We start from the raw sequence: 17,829 nt of genomic DNA, 5'->3' as shown, positions 1-17,829 counted from the left end.
ATAATGTATTTATATAAGATGTATATCGAGTGCTTCACATTCTTTTCGCATGTCTTCTGGCCAGATACTTGCCTGGATTTCTCCGATATGAGCTTTGCGTAAATAGAACATACAGAGACGCGACTGGCCGATACCGCCTCCGATAGACAGGGGGAGCGTGTCGTTCAGCAGGCGTTTGTGGAAATAGAGTTCCAGACGTTGCTCTTGCTTCGCCTCTTTCACCTGGCGTAGCAAAGCTTCTTTATCAACGCGGATACCCATAGATGAAAGCTCGATGGAGCGTTGCAATACATTGTCCCATAAAAGAAGGTCACCGTTCAGGCCGGGTAAATCATTGAGCCCTTTTGTGGTATAATCGTCGTAGTCCGGAGCACGGCCATCGTGTTTCTTTCCATCACTAAGTTGGCAGCCGATACCGATAATAAATACGGCGCCGTACTTCTGGCAAATAGCGTGTTCGCGACATTTAGGTTCTAATGCCGGATATAATTGACGAAGTTCTTCTGCATGGATAAAGTGTAGTTTTTGTGGCAGGCAGGGTTTTATTTGCGGATACATTTCATACACCATGTATTCCGTACGTATCATAGCGGCATAAATGCGGTTTACTATCTCTTTGAGGAACTCTACATTACGTTCTTCTGCCGTCATTACTCGCTCCCAGTCCCATTGATCCACGTACAGCGAATGCAGGTTGCCCAGTTCTTCATCCGAGCGGATAGCATTCATATCGGTATAAATGCCATATCCCGGTTCAATATGATAATCGGCAAGCGTCAATCTTTTCCATTTGGCCAGTGAATGTACAACTTCTGCCTGTGCATCTCCAAGATCTTTGATGGGGAAGGATACCGGGCGCTCTATGCCGTTAAGGTCGTCATTGATACCCATACCTTTGAGTACAAAAAGAGGGGCTGTGACACGGCGCAGACGCAGTTCCGATGATAAATTCATCTGAAAGAACTCTTTGATCTGTTTGATACCGAGTTCCGTCTGTTTCAGGTCAAGAAGGGGTTTGTAATTCTGAGGTTTTATTAGATAACTCATAGGTTTATTATATGTTAATTGTCGACAAAGATAGGAATAATATCTATATATGTATTGGTTTTTGTCTGAAATAATGTCAATATGATAAAGATTTCCTTGAAGTTGGTTTCAAAATAACATATCATTGAGTGGGAAGTTGAAGGTTGTATCAACAAAAATAGTAGAAAGATTAGGAAGATAAGAAGTTTTTGTCTATTTTTGTCGTCGCAAAACCGGCCCTGTAGTTCAACGAATAGAATGTAGGTTTCCGGTACCTAAGATAAGGGTTTGATTCCCTTCGGGGCTACTTATGAACGCTTGTAATCTTCGGATTATAAGCGTTTTTCTTATTAAATGCCTGTTCAATAGTGCCTTACGGTATGAGCCAATTTGTGAATTGGTATAAAATTCGGTAATGATGAATCTATTTTATTGAATATTTATTTGGTAAATATTCATAATTGTGCTATCTTTGCCGCCCAATTGATAAAAGCATGAACCGATTATTTACTATATATAGTGTATGTGGCATTGCATGGGATAGCAGAATCTTATGTAATCATTCTATTGTGCACGTACATTGGTTCAGTGGATTTGTTTGAGATACCCCTCCATTTTTTGATCATACATAAAGGACTGTTTAAGTTTTGCTCAGTATTATTTTAAGGGGAAAATTTAAACAGGTTTTAAGACTTTGCCCTTTGTCTGAAATTGTTCGGAGAGATTGAGCTCTGTGGTGACTTTCGGTTTGAAAAGTCATTGTATGGTATTATTGTTCAATTTTTAAGATTTCGCGTTATGTTCACAGTTATATCTATGATGTTTGGAGGAATTGGTATCGGTTACCTGTTTCGTAATTTGAAGTTTCTGCAAAATGTAGAAAAGACTACTTCGTTGACCATCTTTTTGTTACTTTTTATTTTAGGTCTTTCAATCGGATCTAATAGTTTGATAATAAATAATTTGGGGAGATTCGGATGGCAGGCTGTCGTATTGGCGGCATCGAGTATTCTGGGCAGTATGTTAGCTTCATTTCTGGTGTTTCGTCTGTTTTTTAGGAAAGGAGGTAAAAAATGAAAGGGAGTTTGATTGTAGTGGCATTTTTCTGTATAGGTTGTGTAGTTGGGACTTTTAATGATTCCCAACTGGAAGTGCACAATCTTTCTATGTACGTGCTTTATGCCCTTATGCTACAGGTCGGTGTCAGTATTGGCAGTAATAAAAATCTGAAAGTATTGGTTAAAAGTTTGCGTTTCAATATGCTTCTGGTACCTTTGGCTACAATTGTAGGAACCTTGCTTTTTTCTGCTTTTGCCAGTTTGTTGCTGAGTCAGTGGAGTGTGTTCGATTGCATGGCAGTGGGGAGTGGTTTTGCCTATTATTCGCTTTCTTCCATTTTAATTACACAGTTCAAAGAACCTTCCCTCGGGTTACAGCTGGCAACCGAGCTTGGTACTATTGCCCTGTTGGCAAATATCTTTCGTGAAATGATGGCTTTACTCGGGGCACCGCTTATCCGGAAATATTTTGGAAAATTAGCACCTATTTCTGCTGCCGGAGTTAATTCGATGGATGTATTGTTGCCGTCTATCACTCTTTATTCCGGAAAGGAAATGATTCCTCTTGCTATCTTCCATGGAATTCTCATTGATATGAGTGTCCCCGTTTTCGTCTCTTTCTTTTGTAGCTTATAAGAAGGCACCGGGCGGACTCTAAACGGGGATTGGAAAATCTCTCTCTTATTTTTATGCCAGGCTGTTTGTGAAAGTTTCCCATTCTTCGCAAAGAGCTTGCATGGAGGGATAGAGGGCATTTGCTCCCGCATCTTGCAACACTTTATTGTTTAAGGGTCCGGTATTGACAGCTATTGTGAAGATCCCTGCGGCTACTCCTGCTTGTACTCCGAGTGGTGCATTTTCTATGACTACTGCTTCGTTTGCTTCGAATCCTCCTTTTTCAAGCGCCATCAGATAGGGTTCGGGGTTGGGCTTGCCATGCTTTACATCGAAAGCAGTCACCATCAGTTCGCGGTGAAACATGCCGGGGAAGTTATGTTCCAGACGATCGAGCAGGGAGCGCTGTCCGGATCCGGTGACCACCATCGGTGTCAGTCCGGCGTTTTTTATTTTTTGCAGTAGTTCCCAAGCACCGGGCATCGGTTCCGGTTCGGGGAATTTATTGAATTCTTCACTCTTCTCGTGGTAGATGTTCTCTATCTCTTCGGGCGTTGCTTCCCGTCCTAATTGGCGTTGGCTTACAATGTTGATAGTACCGGCTCCTGTACGCCCTTCGTGTAAATAGGCTTCTTCACGGCTGAGGTTAAGGCCGTGAGCTAACATCACTTTGTGCCAAGCTTCTGCATGATAGGGCATGGAGTTGAACAATACGCCGTCCATATCGAATAGTACGGCTTTTAAGTGTATTTCTTTTTGAAACATTGCTTTATGATATTGAGAATTTGTTTGGATTTTCTATAAAAACAGTCTTAGGCAAAAGTCAAACAGACTGTGATTTTTTGCACAAAGTTACGATTTTTTTGCTAATTCGGATATAATGTGTATTTTTGCGGTGTAAACAAGAGATTTGTAATACATGAAAAAGCAACTTCTTGCACCGTTGTTACTACTGCTTTTGGCTGCATGTTCCGGCTCGGCAGAAAGTCCTGTAATTGAAATTACGGGTTTCTTTATTGAAGGTGATACTAAAGATTATAGTGAAGATATGGCTTCCATACCTTCATTAAAGGTGGGCGATGAGGTTACTGTCTCTCTGACACTGGATGGAAATGGAGAGGATCTGAATACATTTATCGTAAAAGAAGATCAGCAGCAATTGGGCATAAAAGATTTTGATTTGCCCAATGGGGTGTCTTCTGAGAAAAATTTCACAAGACCCGAAGAAGGTATTATCAAGTTTGAGGATGGCGTACGGAATACCGTATTGAAAGTGAAGATGCGTGTACAAACCGTGGCTGATGCCGATGCTATACTTTCTTTCTATCTTTCTTCGAAAGCGGAATGTGAAAGTGCGCAGGAAAAAATAGAATTGAAAACAGAAGATAAAGAGTGAGACAATCTCTGATCGGTATAAATCCAAATAATAAGGGGTGAAGCTTTCTAAGCTTCACCCCTTATTATTTGGATTTATCTTTGCTTACAGTTTGGCTTGTATTGCTTTCGATTCTTCTTCGTATCCCGGTTTGTTGAGCAAAGCAAACATATTCTTTTTGTATGCTTCTACACCTGGTTGGTTGAATGGATTGACACCTAACAAATAACCACTGATACCACAGGCTTTCTCAAAGAAATAAAGCAGACCGCCTATGCAATATTCGCTTAGTTCGGGAAGAACAATACGCATATTGGGTACGCCGCCATCCACATGGGCCAGTTGAGTTCCCAATTCCGCCATTTTGTTAACTTCGTCCACACGTTTGCCGGCCAAGAAGTTTAGCCCATCCAGATTTGCTTCATCCGAAGGTACTTCCAGTTTATGGTTTACCTTTTCCACAGAGATTACGGTTTCGAAAATCGTGCGTTCACCTTCTTGAATCCACTGTCCCATGGAATGAAGGTCGGTAGAAAAATCTACAGCAGCCGGGAATATACCTTTGTTGTCTTTTCCTTCGGATTCTCCGTATAGTTGCTTCCACCATTCACTTACATAATGCAGTTTCGGGTTGAAGTTCACCAGAATCTCGATTTTCTTTCCCTTTTTATACAGTTCATTGCGTGTAGCTGCATAAATAGCGGCAGGGTTTTCTGCGAAAGGAACGTTTGCGGCACAAGCTTTTTCCATATCGGCTGCACCGGCTACCAGTTTTTCAATATCGAATCCGGCTACTGCAATGGGTAATAAACCTACCGGAGTAAGTACGGAAAAACGTCCTCCTACATTATCCGGGATGATGAATGATTTGTATCCTTCTTTGTCGGCAGTAACACGTGCTGCACCTTTCCGGGCATCGGTTACGGCTACGATTACTTTCTTGGCCATATCTCTGCCACGTTGATCTTCACATTGTTTTTTCAACAGGCGGAATGCAAGGGCAGTCTCGGTAGTAGTTCCGGATTTGGAGATATTGATAACACCGAATTTCTTGTCTTTCAGATACTCGGTGAGTTCGTATAGATAATCCTCGCCGATATTGTGTCCAGCGTAGATGATGACCGGTGCTGTTTTCTTATCCTGCAACCAAGTGAAACTGTTTGATAATGCTTCAATCACTGCACGTGCACCCAGATAACTTCCACCGATACCGGCTACGATAACTACTTCACAGTTATCACGAAGAACTTGTGCGGTGGCTTTAAGGTCGGCCAGATGTTCCGGAGTGATAGAAGAAGGCAGATGCAACCATCCCAGGAAATCGTTTCCTTTACCGGTACCGTTTTCCAATGCTTCCTGCGCTGCTTTCACTTGAGCGTCGTAAGCGAAAACAGTTTCTTTTGAGATGAATCCCAACGTTTTTTCAATGTTCAAACTAATCATAATATATAAGTTTTTAAAAAGTAGTCAAGTAGGTGAATGACTGAGTAGTCAAGTAGTCAAGTAGTTAAGTAGTAAGTAGGAGTTAGTCCAGTTTATTATTACTAAAGCCATTCTCTACTTACTACTTGACTACTTGACTACTGACTACTTAATTGCCATATTCCTCCATCGCATTCCTCATCTGAATGAATCAGTGAGTAGTTTTATTTCGATCATCGGTGATATGCGTTCATACAGGATATTGTAAACGGCATCGAGTATCGGCATATTAACATGATAATGCTTGTTGATTTCTTTGATACATTTTGTACCGTAGTATCCTTCCGCGATCATTTCCATCTCTATTTGTGCGCTTTTTACCGAATATCCTTTACCGATCATGGTACCGAATGTGCGGTTCCGGCTAAAGTTGGAATATCCTGTTACCAATAGATCTCCCAAATAAACAGATTCATCTACGTTTCTGTTCAATGGATGTACGGTATCAAGAAAGCGTCTCATTTCCTGTATTGCATTGGAGATGAGTACCGCCTGAAAGTTATCGCCATATTTCAAGCCACTGCAAATGCCGGCGGCAATGGCATATACGTTTTTCAAAACAGAACTGTATTCAATGCCTACTACATCATCGCTGACGGAAGTTTTGATAAAGCTGCTTCCCAGTCTGCGGGCAAAAATGCGGGCTTTGTCCTTGTCCGGACAAGCGATGGTGAGGTATGAAAGGCGTTCCAAAGCAACCTCTTCTGCATGACAGGGACCTGCCAATACTGCTATATTCTCGGGAGGGACACCATATTCTTTTGTGAAATATTCCGATACGATAAGATTATCGTCGGGTACAATTCCTTTGATAGCGGTGATAATGAATTTGTCTCGTATGCGTGTCTTCAGTTTTTTAAGATGAGCTTTTAAGTAGGGGGAAGGAGTGACGAAGACGAGCGTATCCGATTCCTTTACGATGTCGTTGATGTTCGAGCCGAAATTGATACGTTTCATGTCAAACTTTACACCTGTGAGGTAAGCCGGGTTGTGTCCTAAACGTTTGAAGTCGGCTATACGATCGTCACGACGCATATACCAATTGATGGAATCCTCTTGTGCGAGGAACATTTTGGCAATGGCTGTGGCCCAACTTCCGCCGCCCATTATCGCTATCTTACCGGGTAGTTTCATATATATGAAATTAAAGATTAAAAATTAAAAATTAAAGGGAGAAAGCGAGGGGCGCTCCTCCCAGATATTTAATTCTTAATTTCTCATTTTTAATTGATTTTCTGTATCCATTCGGTTACATCATTTACAGAAGGGTTGGTAAGTTCCAACTTATGCTTCTTATTAAGTCCGCAAATTTCTTGATGCAACTTTTGTGGGTTTACGTCTTTCATCTCCTCTACCAAGTTATAGCCGGCTTTCTGAATTACCGGAACCCAGTCTTCAGGGATGCCCAGTTCCGTATATTTGACAACAGCATCTTTTTTAACAACTTTTTCCGGGCGCATTTGCGGGAAGAACAATACTTCCTGAATCGTTGTTTCTCCGGTCATCAACATCGTCAGACGGTCCATACCGATGCCCATACCTGATGTCGGCGGCATACCATATTCCAATGCACGTATGAAGTCCTTGTCGATAATCATGGCTTCATCATCTCCTTTTTCGCTCAGGCGCATTTGTTCTTCAAAACGTTCCAGCTGGTCGATAGGATCATTTAATTCAGAGTAAGCATTACACAATTCTTTGCCGTTCACCATTAATTCAAAACGTTCGGTTAGTTCCGGATTATCCCGGTGGCGTTTGGTCAACGGTGACATTTCAATCGGATAATCGGTTATGAATGTCGGTTGTATATAATTGCCTTCACAGAATTCACCGAAGATTTCATCGATCAACTTGCCTTTACCCATGGTGTCGTCAATCTCCATATTCAGTTTCTGGCAGATTTCCCGTATTTCGCTTTCGCTTTTACCGTTCAGATCATATCCGGTAAACTCTTTGATGGAGTCGAGCATAGTGACGCGTTTGAACGGAGCTTTGAAACTGATGATGTTATCGCCTACTTTTACTTCGGTAGTACCGTTTACGTCCAGACAGATTTTTTCAATCATGTTTTCCGTAAATGTCATCATCCAGTTGTAATCTTTGTAAGCAACGTATATTTCCATACAGGTGAATTCGGGATTGTGTGTACGGTCCATGCCTTCGTTACGGAAGTTCTTTCCGATTTCGTATACACCTTCAAAGCCTCCTACGATCAGGCGTTTCAAGTATAGCTCACTGGCGATGCGCATGTATAATGGCATGTCGAGCGCATTGTGATGCGTAATGAACGGACGTGCGGCAGCACCACCGGGGATGGCCTGCAAAATCGGAGTTTCTACTTCGATGTATCCTTTCTCATTAAAATACTCACGCATGGAGTTGTATACTTTGGTGCGTTTGATGAAAATATCTTTGATACCTTCGTTTACGGCCAAATCAACATAACGCTGGCGGTAACGCAATTCGGGATCTTCAAAAGAATCGTATGCCACACCGTCTTTGTATTTTACAATTGGCAACGGCTTGATAGACTTTGACAATACGGTGAGTTTCTTGGCGTGAATACTGATTTCACCCATCTGCGTACGGAATACAAAGCCTTCGATGCCGATAAAATCACCTAAGTCGAGCAGGCGTTTGAATACAGTATTGTACATCTCTTTGTTTTCTTCCGGGCAGATATCGTCACGGGTGATATACACTTGGATACGTCCTTTGGAATCTTGTAATTCAATGAAAGATGCTTTACCCATAACGCGGCGGCTCATCATGCGTCCTGCTATGGATACCATGCGGGGTTCGTCTTCATCTTTGAATTCCTGTTTTATATCTGTAGAGAAAGCATTGGTTACATACTCTGCTGCGGGATAAGGTTCGATACCCATCGCGCGAAGCTCATTCAGACTGTTACGTCGGATGATTTCCTGTTCACTTAGTTCTAATAGGTTCATTTCGTTACGTATTAACTCAATATTTGGTGGCAAAAATACGAAACATTTTTAATATTACGGCATGAATAGCTCTCTAATTTGCCCAAAGGAGAGATTGGGACAGGTGAACGGTTGCTAATAAAGAGGAAATTTTAAAGCGGCTTTTCATTTGCCGGGTTCTCGGAAAAACACTAATTTTGCATCCTCAAAATAAAAAGGACGAGTATGACTACAGGACAGAAGACCCCCACGGCGTTGGGGACGGAAAAGATTGGAAAACTTTTGATACAATATGCGGTACCGGCTATCATTGCCATGACGGCATCTTCTCTTTATAATATGGTGGACAGTATTTTTATCGGGCATGGTGTGGGACGTATGGCAATTTCCGGTCTGGCATTGACTTTCCCATTGATGAATCTTGCCGCCGCATTCGGTTCATTGGTTGGAGTAGGAGCGGCCACATTGGTGTCTGTAAAACTCGGTCAGAAGGATTATGACACGGCTCAGCGTGTTCTTGGCAATGTTTTGGTACTGAATATTATTATCGGTTTGGCGTTTACTGTTCTTACGCTTCTATTTCTCGACCCTATTCTCTATTTCTTTGGCGGAAGTGAGGCTACTATCGGTTATGCCCGCGACTATATGGAAGTGATTTTGTTGGGTAATGTCGTTACCCATCTTTATCTGGGGCTGAATGCTGTGCTTCGTTCTGCCGGTCACCCTCAAAAAGCGATGTATGCGACGATTGCTACGGTGGTGATTAACACGATACTCGATCCGTTGTTTATTTTTGTCTTCGATTGGGGGATTCGCGGAGCGGCCATTGCCACCATTGTGGCACAGGTTATTGCGCTGATGTGGCAATTTAAATTATTCAGCAATAAAGAGGAACTGCTGCATTTCCATCGGGGAATCTTTCGTCTGAAACGTAAAATCGTGTTTGATTCATTGGCGATCGGTATGTCTCCTTTTTTAATGAATCTGGCTTCCTGCTTTATCGTGATTCTGATCAATCAAGGTTTAAAACGTTATGGAGGAGATCTTGCTATCGGTGCTTTTGGTATTGTCAACCGGCTCGTGTTCGTTTTTGTGATGATTGTGCTGGGGCTGAATCAGGGAATGCAGCCTATTGCCGGTTATAACTTTGGTGCCCGTCAGTATCCCCGTGTTACCCAGGTGTTGAAACTGACTATTATCGGGGCTACCATTGTTACTACTACCGGATTTTTATTGGGGGTATTTATTCCCGAATTGATTGTATCCATATTTACATCGGATGCGGAGTTGATACGCCTTTCGGCAGAAGGGTATCGCATTGTGGTGATGTTTTTCCCCATTGTCGGTTTTCAAATGGTTACGTCCAACTTCTTTCAAAGTATCGGTATGGCCGGTAAAGCTATATTCCTGTCACTTACCCGTCAGATGTTGTTTCTTGTTCCTTGTCTGCTCATCTTGCCTCATTTCTATGGGCAGACGGGAGTATGGGTCAGTATGCCGGCATCCGATCTGGCAGCAAGTATTGTTTCCGGTCTTATGCTTTGGTGGCAGTTTCGCCAGTTTCGTAAAATGACCAACGGGTAATGCCGGCCGTAGGCATTTGGCTTGAATCATTCATATACAGTAGAAAGTAGTGTTAAGTAGTAAGTAGTAAGTAGTCAAGTAGTAAGTAGTTAAGTAGAAATGATTTGTTTGATGTACTTTCCTTGACTACTTATTGACTATTTGGCTATTTGACTATTTACTACTTGCTACTTGACTACTTGTTACTTAACTACTTGCTACTTAACTACTTGTTACTTAACTACTTGCTACTTAACTACTTACCTGCTTATTTTTTTATTTCTGCTCTTATTCTGCTCAGCGATTGTGGGGTTATCCATAAATAAGAGGCGATGTACTTTAGCGGAACGTATTGTAAAAGTTCCGGTGTTTCTTTTATCAGTGTAAGATATCGTTCTTTGGCTTTGGGACTGCCGGCACTGATGAGCCAGTTTTCCGTAGTCAATAATTGGTGTTCCATGAGTCGTCTGCCTAAATTGGCCAACCCTACGGATGTGGAATATAATTCATTTAATTTTGCACCGGAGATACAATAGGCAATGCTGTCGGACATTACCTCTATGCTGATCTGCGAATAAGAATTGTCTGCATATCCCCAGATGGAAAAAGCGGCTTCTCCCTCTGAAGCGAACCAGATAGTCGTATCTATCCCGTCTTTCAGATAATGTGCTCGCCAGATTCCCTTTTTAATAAGATATAAATTAGTATTTCTGGAACCTTCGCGAACAATCACCTCCTTCTTTTTGAAGTATACCTCTTTCATGTGGCTTAATAAAGTCACTACATCTGTTTCGGATAAATGGTATCTGATCCGGAATTTTTCTTTAAATGTGTCCATGCTGCAAAGATACATTTCCCCGGTGGGGTAGGAAACGATCTTTCAGGTAAATTATTACAATATAAATAAATGTTAGTAATTCTGCCAAAGGGACTGCCAGCCATATGCCTCTGACCCCTAAAAAATGAGGTAATACTGTGAATCCGATGAGCATAAATACCACACCGCGCAGCAAGGTGATAACAGTAGCCCGGTGTGCTCGTTCTATACTCTGATAATAGCCTATACTAACCATGTTGAAAGCAAAAAAGAGATATCCGATGGCGAAATACGGAATTCCTGCTACTGCAATGTCGTAAGCACCGTAGCTACGATCGATGAACAATGACACGATGTCCCGATTACATATTACTGTCAGAATGAAAAAACAGATTCCACAGACGAGAGCTGTTTTTATGGATAACCGGAAAGCTTGATGTACCCGATCCTTACTGCCGGCTCCAAAATTATAGCTGATGATAGGCTGTACCGATTGCGCTATGGCATTGTATACCATGAATATAATGGGAAAGAAATAACAGACAATGCTGAAAGCGGCTACTCCGTCTTCACCCAAATGACGGATAAATACATAATTGCCTAAAAACATCATGCATGCTATCGAGGCTTCGCTTATGAAGGCCGAAGAACCCAGTTTTACCATATAACCGATGTTACGTAAAGTTAGGCGAATGCTTTTAAGGCTTAGTTTGACAGGATGTAATCTAAATGATCGGGAAAAACACAACAGATAGATCAAGGTCATCAAGCCGCCTATCATCGTACCTATGCTTGTGGCAAAGGCTGCCCCCATCAATCCCCATCCGAAAATGAAGATGAAAATATAATCGAGTACGATATTGGCAATTGCTGCAATGGCATTGCACCACATGGCGTAATTCGGTGCGCCGTCAAGACGGACAAAGAACATTCCTGCATTGAGCAACAGGTAGAATACGAGAAATGGGACATACCAATTCATATATTCTGCAACCAACGGTAACAGCCGGTCCGAACTTCCCAATAATCTGCCGACAGGCTCTATCAGGAAGAAGCAAAAGGCAGATAGCAGGAATATCAGTAACGATGAAAAAACAAGCGCCTGCGTGATGTTGATACCGGCAACTTTTTGTTTCCCGTGCGATAAATGAATGGAAGCAACGACCGATGCTCCTACGCCGAACATTAATCCGATGCCGGTAGTGATCATAAACAGCGGTGCGGTAATGTTGACTGCTGCCAGCGCATCACTGCCTACCCCTTTACCTACGAATATACCGTCCGTTATTACAAATATAGCGGAGAAAACCATTCCCAATACTGTTGGAATCAATAATTTGCGAAACAGCTTGGAAATATTCATCGCTCCGAAGTCAATACTATCTTTCATTTCCATATTTTCTTTCTTTTTCATGTTGCAAAGATACGGCAGGAAATACAGGAAAAAATTACCAATTGGTAATAAATAATATGTCAATTAAATAATGTGCCAATGTACCGATTATTTGATATACCAACTAAGCCATGTGCTGATTAGCCCCTATAAAATATCAGTATAGCACAGCCAATTGGCACATTGGCATATTGGCACACCGACACATTATTTAATTGACATATTATTATTTCTTTTTTTCAGAAATAATCCGTATGTTTGCTTCAAAACTAATAAAAATGAAGTCTCTCCCCAACCTTCTCCGTGGGAAAGTGAGTTAAGTTGGTTTTGTAACCGGTTAATAAACAACGGTATCTATCCCCCTCTCCTATGGAGAGGGTTGTGGAGAGGCTTCTAAACAAAATGTATTATGAACAGTAATTATGTTATTAATATCGGTCGCCAGTTGGGAAGCGGCGGAAAAGAAATAGGCGAGAAGTTGGCCGCCCGTTTGGGAATTGACTTTTATGATAAGGAACTGATAAATCTTGCGTCGGAAGAGAGCGGGCTGTGCAAGGAGTTTTTTGAAAAGGCTGATGAAAAAGCTTCTCAAGGTATTATAGGTGGCTTGTTTGGCATGCGTTTTCCTTTTATCAGTGATGGAGCTGTGCCTTGCACAAATTGCTTGAGTAATGATGCCCTTTTCAAAATCCAAAGCGATGTTATCCGTAATCTGGCTGCTACAAAATCCTGTTTGTTTGTAGGACGTTGTGCCGATTACATTCTGCGGGATCATCCGCGTTGTGTGAATATCTTCATATCCGCCTCAAAGGAAGATCGTATAGAACGTCTCCGGAACATGCATGGCATCAGTGAAGAAGACGCGGAAGGGATGATGGAAAAGGCGGATAAGAAACGTTCGGAATACTATAATTACTACAGCTATAAGACTTGGGGAGCGGCGGCTACTTATCATCTCTGTATCGACTCTTCTGCGTTGGGAATCGAAGGTACAGTGAGGTTTATAGAAGAGTTTGTAGTGAGAAAATTGGGATTATAAAATATTTGGCAGGTGTATGCTTTCTGAAAAAAGGAGCGTACACCTTTTTTAAAAGAAAACTTGGTTTGGCTGTCTTTTTGTTCTTATATTGTTCGTTTCTGTGACATGTACTTTTCAAATATAGATGTAATTAGAGAATAAACCGCATAATAAACTGAATAATATTTATTTCTTTATGCATATTGGGGCATTTTTGGGGATAAATATGTGGCTTTTCTCGGTAGGTTATTTCAATTATACCGGTGTGATAAATTCGGTTTCTCTACGAGGAACGACTCGAAACTCTACGAGAAACTATTAGAGACTCTACGGGAAAAATAAAATCTCCTTTAAAGATCGTTTTTGGAAGCTGACTGATGGTTTGCTTTTGATTGCTTTGGAATATTAAAAAGTGAGACGGATGCATGAATCAAGGCTCGTTTGTACGGTGATTTTTTTTTATGAAAGATATTTGTTTGCTATTTGTTTATAAACCGGATAATTTGATTTTATAAGTTTGGAAATGAAGGAGGTTTTAGAGAACATGGTTTAAAGAGTATGGATAGAACGAATTCTGCATGGGGTAGGAATATCTATTTGACATATTGATAAAATGAACTTTACTCGTTTCTCATAAAAATAATAAGAGCGTACATCTTGAACCGTTTCAAAGTGTACGCTCTTATTTTATAAAGAATGGAATGTGGGCGGTTAAGCTACATCATTAAAAGTAAGATCATTTGCCCGGCCAGAATACGCAGGAACATTGTCAACGGATATACGGTTGAGTATCCTACGGCTGGTGCGTCATTGTTTGAAGCCTGAGTAGAGTAAGCCAATGCAGGGGGATCGGTATTACTACCGGCGATAAGTCCCATCAGGGTAAAATAGTTCACCTTATAATACAGACGTGCAATTGCACCGATGATCAATAGTGGGATAACTGTGATGAGGAAACCGTAACCTACATACAACAAACCGTCTCCTTCGACTACTGTATGTACAAAGTTTGCTCCCGCCTCGATACCGACACTCGCAAGAAACAATACAATTCCTATTTCGCGCAACATCAGATTGGCACTCATTGTTGTGTAAGTTACCAAATGAAGTTTATATCCGAAACGTCCGATCAGGATGGCTACTACCAACGGGCCGCCTGCCAGACCTAATTTTACCGGAGTTGGCATGCCGGGGAAAGCAATAGGCAAACTGCCTAAAAAGATTCCTAAGAATATACCGACAAAGATAGTAACGATATTCGGGTGGTCAAGGCGTTTCAGAGAATTACCCAGTACATTGGCAACGCGTTCTACCGCATCCTGCTGGCCTACTACCATCACCCGGTCACCTACTTGCAGGGTCAGATGCGGGTCGGCAAACAGGTCCATTCCCGAACGGTTGACACGGGTGACATTAACACCAAACATGCCACGGAAGTGCATATCTCCCAACTTCTTTCCGTTAATTTCTGATTTGGTAATCAAGATACGGCGTGATACCATCGGCATATCCTGTTTTTCCCAATCCACTTGTACTTCTTTTCCTATGAAAGCGGTAATAGCTTCCGCGTCCTCTTCCGAACAGACGATGAATACTTGGTCGCCCATATGAAAGAGTGTCTCATGGTTGGGGATATTGACATGACCTTCGTGACGAATACGTGAACAAACAAAAGAGCGTCCTAAAAAGTCTTTTACTTGAACCAGGGTTTTGCCGTTGATCGATTCATTGCGTACCTCAAGGCTCATTAAATGCGGCTTGTGCTTCAGGTGTTCCGCATCTTGATTTTTAAGCTCGTCTTCTTCTTTTGCCAAGTTGACACGGAAAATGTAACGGATGGCGATGATAGAACCGATAATGCCGACTACGCCTAACGGATAGGCACATGCATATCCCAGTGCAATCTGCGGTCCATTGTAGTTGAGCTGCGTCAATGCTTCCTGGGCGGCACCGAGTCCCGGTGTATTGGTAACGGCGCCATACAGGATACCGACCATCATCGGCAATTCAATACGTCCGTTGGCAAGGAAATAGATAGTCAATGCTACGGCGATGTTCAATACTACAATACCTACGGCGAGCAGATTGAGGGTCATCCCTCCTTTCTTGAACGAAGAGAAGAAGCTGGGCCCTACCTGAAGACCGATACAGAACACGAACAATATCAATCCGAACTCGCGGATGAAATGAAGAATGTGTGTGTCGCCGGTAAAACCGAAATGTCCCATCAGAATACCGGTGAACAGAACAAAGGTGACTCCCAATGACACTCCGAAGATTTTGATCTTACCTAAGAGCACCCCGGCAGCTATCACAAAAGCATAAAGAAAGACTATGTGTGCCACGGAGCTGGAGTCCCACAATAAACTTTGTATCCAATCCATAGTAGTTTTTTTATTAAAATTGCGACAAAATTAGCTATAACAACGGAGGTAATCAAATATTTTCTCTCTTTTATTTGTTGATGACACCCTGCTACCTCCCTGTGCGAATTTTCTCTAAAAAAAGTACCTCATTAGAACTATTTGCCTATCTTTGTCTCTCTAAAAGCAACACTTGGAAAGATTCATTAAGATAAAGATAATACTAATCTTATTTTAAATTTATAATAAACTATGGCAGACAGTAAAGAAAAACTCTTCTCGGATTTTTCTCCGGTATCTACAGAACAGTGGATGGAGAAAGTGACAGCCGACCTCAAGGGCGCTGATTTTGAGAAGAAACTCGTTTGGAAGACAAACGAAGGATTCAAGGTAAAACCTTTCTATCGGATGGAAGACCTTGAAGGACTGAAAACAACCGATGCGCTTCCCGGAGAATTTCCCTACCTGAGAGGAACCAAAAAGGACAATAACGAATGGTTCGTTCGTCAGGAAATTAAGGTGGAATGTCCGCAAGAGGCAAATGCCAAAGCATTGGATATATTGAATAAGGGAATCGATTCTCTTTCTTTCCATGTGAAAGCGAAAGAACTCAACGCGGAGTATATCGAAACTTTGCTGAATGATATCTGTGCGGAGTGTATAGAACTCAATTTCTCTACCTGTCAAGGTCATGTAGTAGAACTGGCAAATCTTCTGGTAGCTTATTTTCAGAAGAAAGATTATGATGTGAAGAAGCTGCAGGGTTCTATCAACTTTGATTATTTTAATAAGATGTTGTCTCGTGGAAAGGAAAAAGGAGACATGATTCAGACAGCAAAAGCATTGCTCGAAGCGATCCAGCCACTGCCTTTCTACCGGGTATTGAATGTAAATGCGCTTTCATTGAATAATGCAGGTGCTTATATTTCCCAGGAATTGGGTTATGCGCTTGCCTGGGGTAATGAATACATGAACCAACTGACTGAAGCCGGATTGCCTGCCGCCCTGGTAGCGAAGAAGATAAAATTTAATTTCGGTATCAGTTCCAACTATTTCCTTGAAATTGCAAAATTCCGTGCAGCACGCATGTTGTGGGCAAATATCGTAGCATCCTACCATCCTGAATGTCTGCGTGACTGTGAAAATAAAGGTCCGAACGGAGAATGCCGTTGTGCTGCGAAGATGAGAATCCATGCGGAGACTTCCACTTTTAATCTGACCCTGTTTGATGCCCATGTTAATTTATTGCGTACACAAACCGAGGCTATGAGTGCCGCTTTGGGAGGCGTCGATTCGATGACCGTAGTACCGTTTGATAAGACTTATGAAACACCGGATGAATTCTCTGAACGTCTGGCTCGTAACCAGCAGTTATTGCTGAAAGAAGAATCACATTTCGACAAAGTGGTGGATCCGGCTGCCGGTTCATATTATATTGAAAACCTGACAGTATCTATCGCAAAACAAGCGTGGGAGCTTTTCTTGGCTGTTGAAGAAGAAGGCGGTTTCTACGCTGCCCTGAAAGCCGGCACAGTGCAGGCTGCTGTAAACGAAAGCAACAAAGCCCGTCACAAAGCAGTAGCCCAGCGCCGTGAAATATTGTTAGGTACCAACCAGTTTCCGAACTTTAATGAGAAAGCGGGCGACAAAAAACCGGTGGAGGCAAAATGTTGTTGTGGTGGACACAATACATGTGAAAAAGAGGTCGCTACTTTGAACTTTGACCGTGCTGCCAGCGAATTCGAAGCATTGCGTCTTGAAACTGAAGCATCCGGTAAGCGTCCGAAAGCGTTCATGTTGACAATCGGTAATTTAGCTATGCGTCAGGCACGTGCACAGTATTCATGTAACTTCTTGGCTTGTGCCGGATATGAAGTAGTCGATAATTTAGGCTTTAAAACCGTTGAAGAAGGTGTGGAGGCAGCAATGGCAGCCAAGGCTGACATCGTGGTACTTTGCTCCAGCGACGATGAATATGCCGAATACGCTGTTCCTGCATTTGAAGCGGTGAATGGCCGTGCAATGTTTATAGTTGCCGGTGCTCCTGCCTGTATGGACGAATTGAAAGCAGCCGGTATCGAGAATTTCATTCACGTACGTGTCAATGTACTTGATACTTTAAAGGAGTTTAATGCCAAATTACTAAAGTGATTTCAGTCCTGAATCGTAAATCGCTAAATCGTAAATAA

Annotated in this window: 14 protein-coding genes and 1 tRNA gene; 7 read left to right on the top strand and 8 right to left on the bottom strand. The window is 42.0% G+C overall.

Annotated features, from left to right (window positions below; all coding sequences use genetic code 11):
• Positions 1–9 precede the first annotated feature (9 nt).
• Entirely contained in the window at positions 10–1,047 is a 1,038-nt protein-coding gene (gene asnA / locus RB604_RS21340; protein WP_005933498.1) for an aspartate--ammonia ligase, read from the bottom strand.
• 214 nt (positions 1,048–1,261) lie between these two features.
• Between asnA and RB604_RS21335 the strand changes: the two genes are divergently transcribed.
• The 3 genes from RB604_RS21335 to RB604_RS21325 all read left to right on the top strand — a co-directional run bounded on the left by RB604_RS21335 (position 1,262) and on the right by RB604_RS21325 (position 2,720).
• A tRNA-Arg gene (locus RB604_RS21335) sits at positions 1,262–1,333 on the top strand.
• A 491-nt stretch (positions 1,334–1,824) separates the two neighbouring features.
• Positions 1,825–2,103 (top strand): LysO family transporter, encoded by a 279-nt coding sequence (locus tag RB604_RS21330; RefSeq protein WP_005933496.1) that lies wholly within the window; start codon positions 1,825–1,827, stop codon positions 2,101–2,103.
• On the top strand, positions 2,100–2,720 hold the full coding sequence (locus tag RB604_RS21325; RefSeq protein ID WP_005933494.1) for a LysO family transporter: 621 nt from the start codon (positions 2,100–2,102) through the stop codon (positions 2,718–2,720). The genes RB604_RS21330 and RB604_RS21325 overlap by 4 nt, the downstream gene beginning before the upstream one ends.
• A gap of 51 nt (positions 2,721–2,771) precedes the next feature.
• On the opposite strand, the gene RB604_RS21320 is transcribed toward RB604_RS21325, so the two are convergent.
• Complete coding sequence (locus RB604_RS21320) at positions 2,772–3,464, bottom strand: inorganic diphosphatase (protein ID WP_005933492.1); 693 nt, start codon at positions 3,462–3,464, stop codon at positions 2,772–2,774.
• 154 nt (positions 3,465–3,618) lie between these two features.
• Between RB604_RS21320 and RB604_RS21315 the strand changes: the two genes are divergently transcribed.
• Positions 3,619–4,095, top strand: coding sequence for a DUF5035 family protein (locus RB604_RS21315; protein WP_005933490.1), 477 nt, complete (start codon positions 3,619–3,621; stop codon positions 4,093–4,095).
• A gap of 84 nt (positions 4,096–4,179) precedes the next feature.
• Here RB604_RS21315 and RB604_RS21310 read toward each other — a convergent pair whose 3' ends face one another.
• From RB604_RS21310 to lysS, 3 genes are all read right to left on the bottom strand, one after another.
• Positions 4,180–5,517 carry a glucose-6-phosphate isomerase gene (locus RB604_RS21310; protein WP_007482168.1) on the bottom strand — a complete coding sequence of 446 codons (1,338 nt, stop codon included), beginning with the start codon at positions 5,515–5,517 and terminating at the stop codon, positions 4,180–4,182.
• A 177-nt stretch (positions 5,518–5,694) separates the two neighbouring features.
• Complete coding sequence (locus tag RB604_RS21305; RefSeq protein ID WP_005933488.1) at positions 5,695–6,690, bottom strand: NAD(P)H-dependent glycerol-3-phosphate dehydrogenase; 996 nt, start codon at positions 6,688–6,690, stop codon at positions 5,695–5,697.
• An 89-nt stretch (positions 6,691–6,779) separates the two neighbouring features.
• A complete protein-coding gene (gene lysS, locus RB604_RS21300; protein WP_044094122.1) occupies positions 6,780–8,507 on the bottom strand; it encodes a lysine--tRNA ligase in 1,728 nt (575 codons plus the stop codon).
• Between the two features lie 204 nt (positions 8,508–8,711).
• Here lysS and RB604_RS21295 point away from each other — a divergent pair, with 204 nt between their 5' ends.
• The gene (locus tag RB604_RS21295; protein WP_005933486.1) at positions 8,712–10,070 is read left to right on the top strand and encodes an MATE family efflux transporter; all 1,359 of its coding nucleotides are present in this window, start codon (positions 8,712–8,714) and stop codon (positions 10,068–10,070) included.
• Positions 10,071–10,317: 247 nt separating this feature from the next.
• Here RB604_RS21295 and RB604_RS21290 read toward each other — a convergent pair whose 3' ends face one another.
• Together RB604_RS21290 and RB604_RS21285 are read right to left on the bottom strand one after the other, a co-directional pair.
• Positions 10,318–10,887: a Crp/Fnr family transcriptional regulator gene (locus tag RB604_RS21290; RefSeq protein WP_044094146.1), complete on the bottom strand. Its 570-nt coding sequence runs from the start codon at positions 10,885–10,887 to the stop codon at positions 10,318–10,320.
• The gene (locus RB604_RS21285; RefSeq protein WP_025818999.1) at positions 10,874–12,256 is read right to left on the bottom strand and encodes an MATE family efflux transporter; all 1,383 of its coding nucleotides are present in this window, start codon (positions 12,254–12,256) and stop codon (positions 10,874–10,876) included. The genes RB604_RS21290 and RB604_RS21285 overlap by 14 nt, the downstream gene beginning before the upstream one ends.
• 412 nt (positions 12,257–12,668) lie before the next feature.
• Here RB604_RS21285 and RB604_RS21280 point away from each other — a divergent pair, with 412 nt between their 5' ends.
• Entirely contained in the window at positions 12,669–13,298 is a 630-nt protein-coding gene (locus RB604_RS21280) for a cytidylate kinase-like family protein (RefSeq protein ID WP_005933481.1), read from the top strand.
• Between the two features lie 695 nt (positions 13,299–13,993).
• On the opposite strand, the gene RB604_RS21275 is transcribed toward RB604_RS21280, so the two are convergent.
• Entirely contained in the window at positions 13,994–15,661 is a 1,668-nt protein-coding gene (locus tag RB604_RS21275; protein WP_005933479.1) for a putative transporter, read from the bottom strand.
• A gap of 231 nt (positions 15,662–15,892) precedes the next feature.
• Here RB604_RS21275 and mutA point away from each other — a divergent pair, with 231 nt between their 5' ends.
• Positions 15,893–17,791, top strand: a complete 1,899-nt coding sequence (gene mutA, locus RB604_RS21270) for a methylmalonyl-CoA mutase small subunit (RefSeq protein WP_055294798.1) — start codon at positions 15,893–15,895, stop codon at positions 17,789–17,791.
• The last annotated feature ends 38 nt before the right edge of the window (positions 17,792–17,829 follow it).

Source organism: Bacteroides salyersiae (genome assembly GCF_031172035.1).
Taxonomy (GTDB): domain Bacteria; phylum Bacteroidota; class Bacteroidia; order Bacteroidales; family Bacteroidaceae; genus Bacteroides; species Bacteroides salyersiae.
This window is presented reverse-complemented; position numbering and strand designations above follow the sequence as displayed.

Coding starts and splice junctions, on each gene's coding strand:
- asnA (WP_005933498.1), bottom strand. CDS start 1,047: ATGAGTTATCTAATAAAACCTCAGAATTACAAACCCCTTCTTGACCTG.
- RB604_RS21330 (WP_005933496.1), top strand. CDS start 1,825: ATGTTCACAGTTATATCTATGATGTTTGGAGGAATTGGTATCGGTTAC.
- RB604_RS21325 (WP_005933494.1), top strand. CDS start 2,100: ATGAAAGGGAGTTTGATTGTAGTGGCATTTTTCTGTATAGGTTGTGTA.
- RB604_RS21320 (WP_005933492.1), bottom strand. CDS start 3,464: ATGTTTCAAAAAGAAATACACTTAAAAGCCGTACTATTCGATATGGAC.
- RB604_RS21315 (WP_005933490.1), top strand. CDS start 3,619: ATGAAAAAGCAACTTCTTGCACCGTTGTTACTACTGCTTTTGGCTGCA.
- RB604_RS21310 (WP_007482168.1), bottom strand. CDS start 5,517: ATGATTAGTTTGAACATTGAAAAAACGTTGGGATTCATCTCAAAAGAA.
- RB604_RS21305 (WP_005933488.1), bottom strand. CDS start 6,690: ATGAAACTACCCGGTAAGATAGCGATAATGGGCGGCGGAAGTTGGGCC.
- lysS (WP_044094122.1), bottom strand. CDS start 8,507: ATGAACCTATTAGAACTAAGTGAACAGGAAATCATCCGACGTAACAGT.
- RB604_RS21295 (WP_005933486.1), top strand. CDS start 8,712: ATGACTACAGGACAGAAGACCCCCACGGCGTTGGGGACGGAAAAGATT.
- RB604_RS21290 (WP_044094146.1), bottom strand. CDS start 10,887: ATGGACACATTTAAAGAAAAATTCCGGATCAGATACCATTTATCCGAA.
- RB604_RS21285 (WP_025818999.1), bottom strand. CDS start 12,256: ATGAAAGATAGTATTGACTTCGGAGCGATGAATATTTCCAAGCTGTTT.
- RB604_RS21280 (WP_005933481.1), top strand. CDS start 12,669: ATGAACAGTAATTATGTTATTAATATCGGTCGCCAGTTGGGAAGCGGC.
- RB604_RS21275 (WP_005933479.1), bottom strand. CDS start 15,661: ATGGATTGGATACAAAGTTTATTGTGGGACTCCAGCTCCGTGGCACAC.
- mutA (WP_055294798.1), top strand. CDS start 15,893: ATGGCAGACAGTAAAGAAAAACTCTTCTCGGATTTTTCTCCGGTATCT.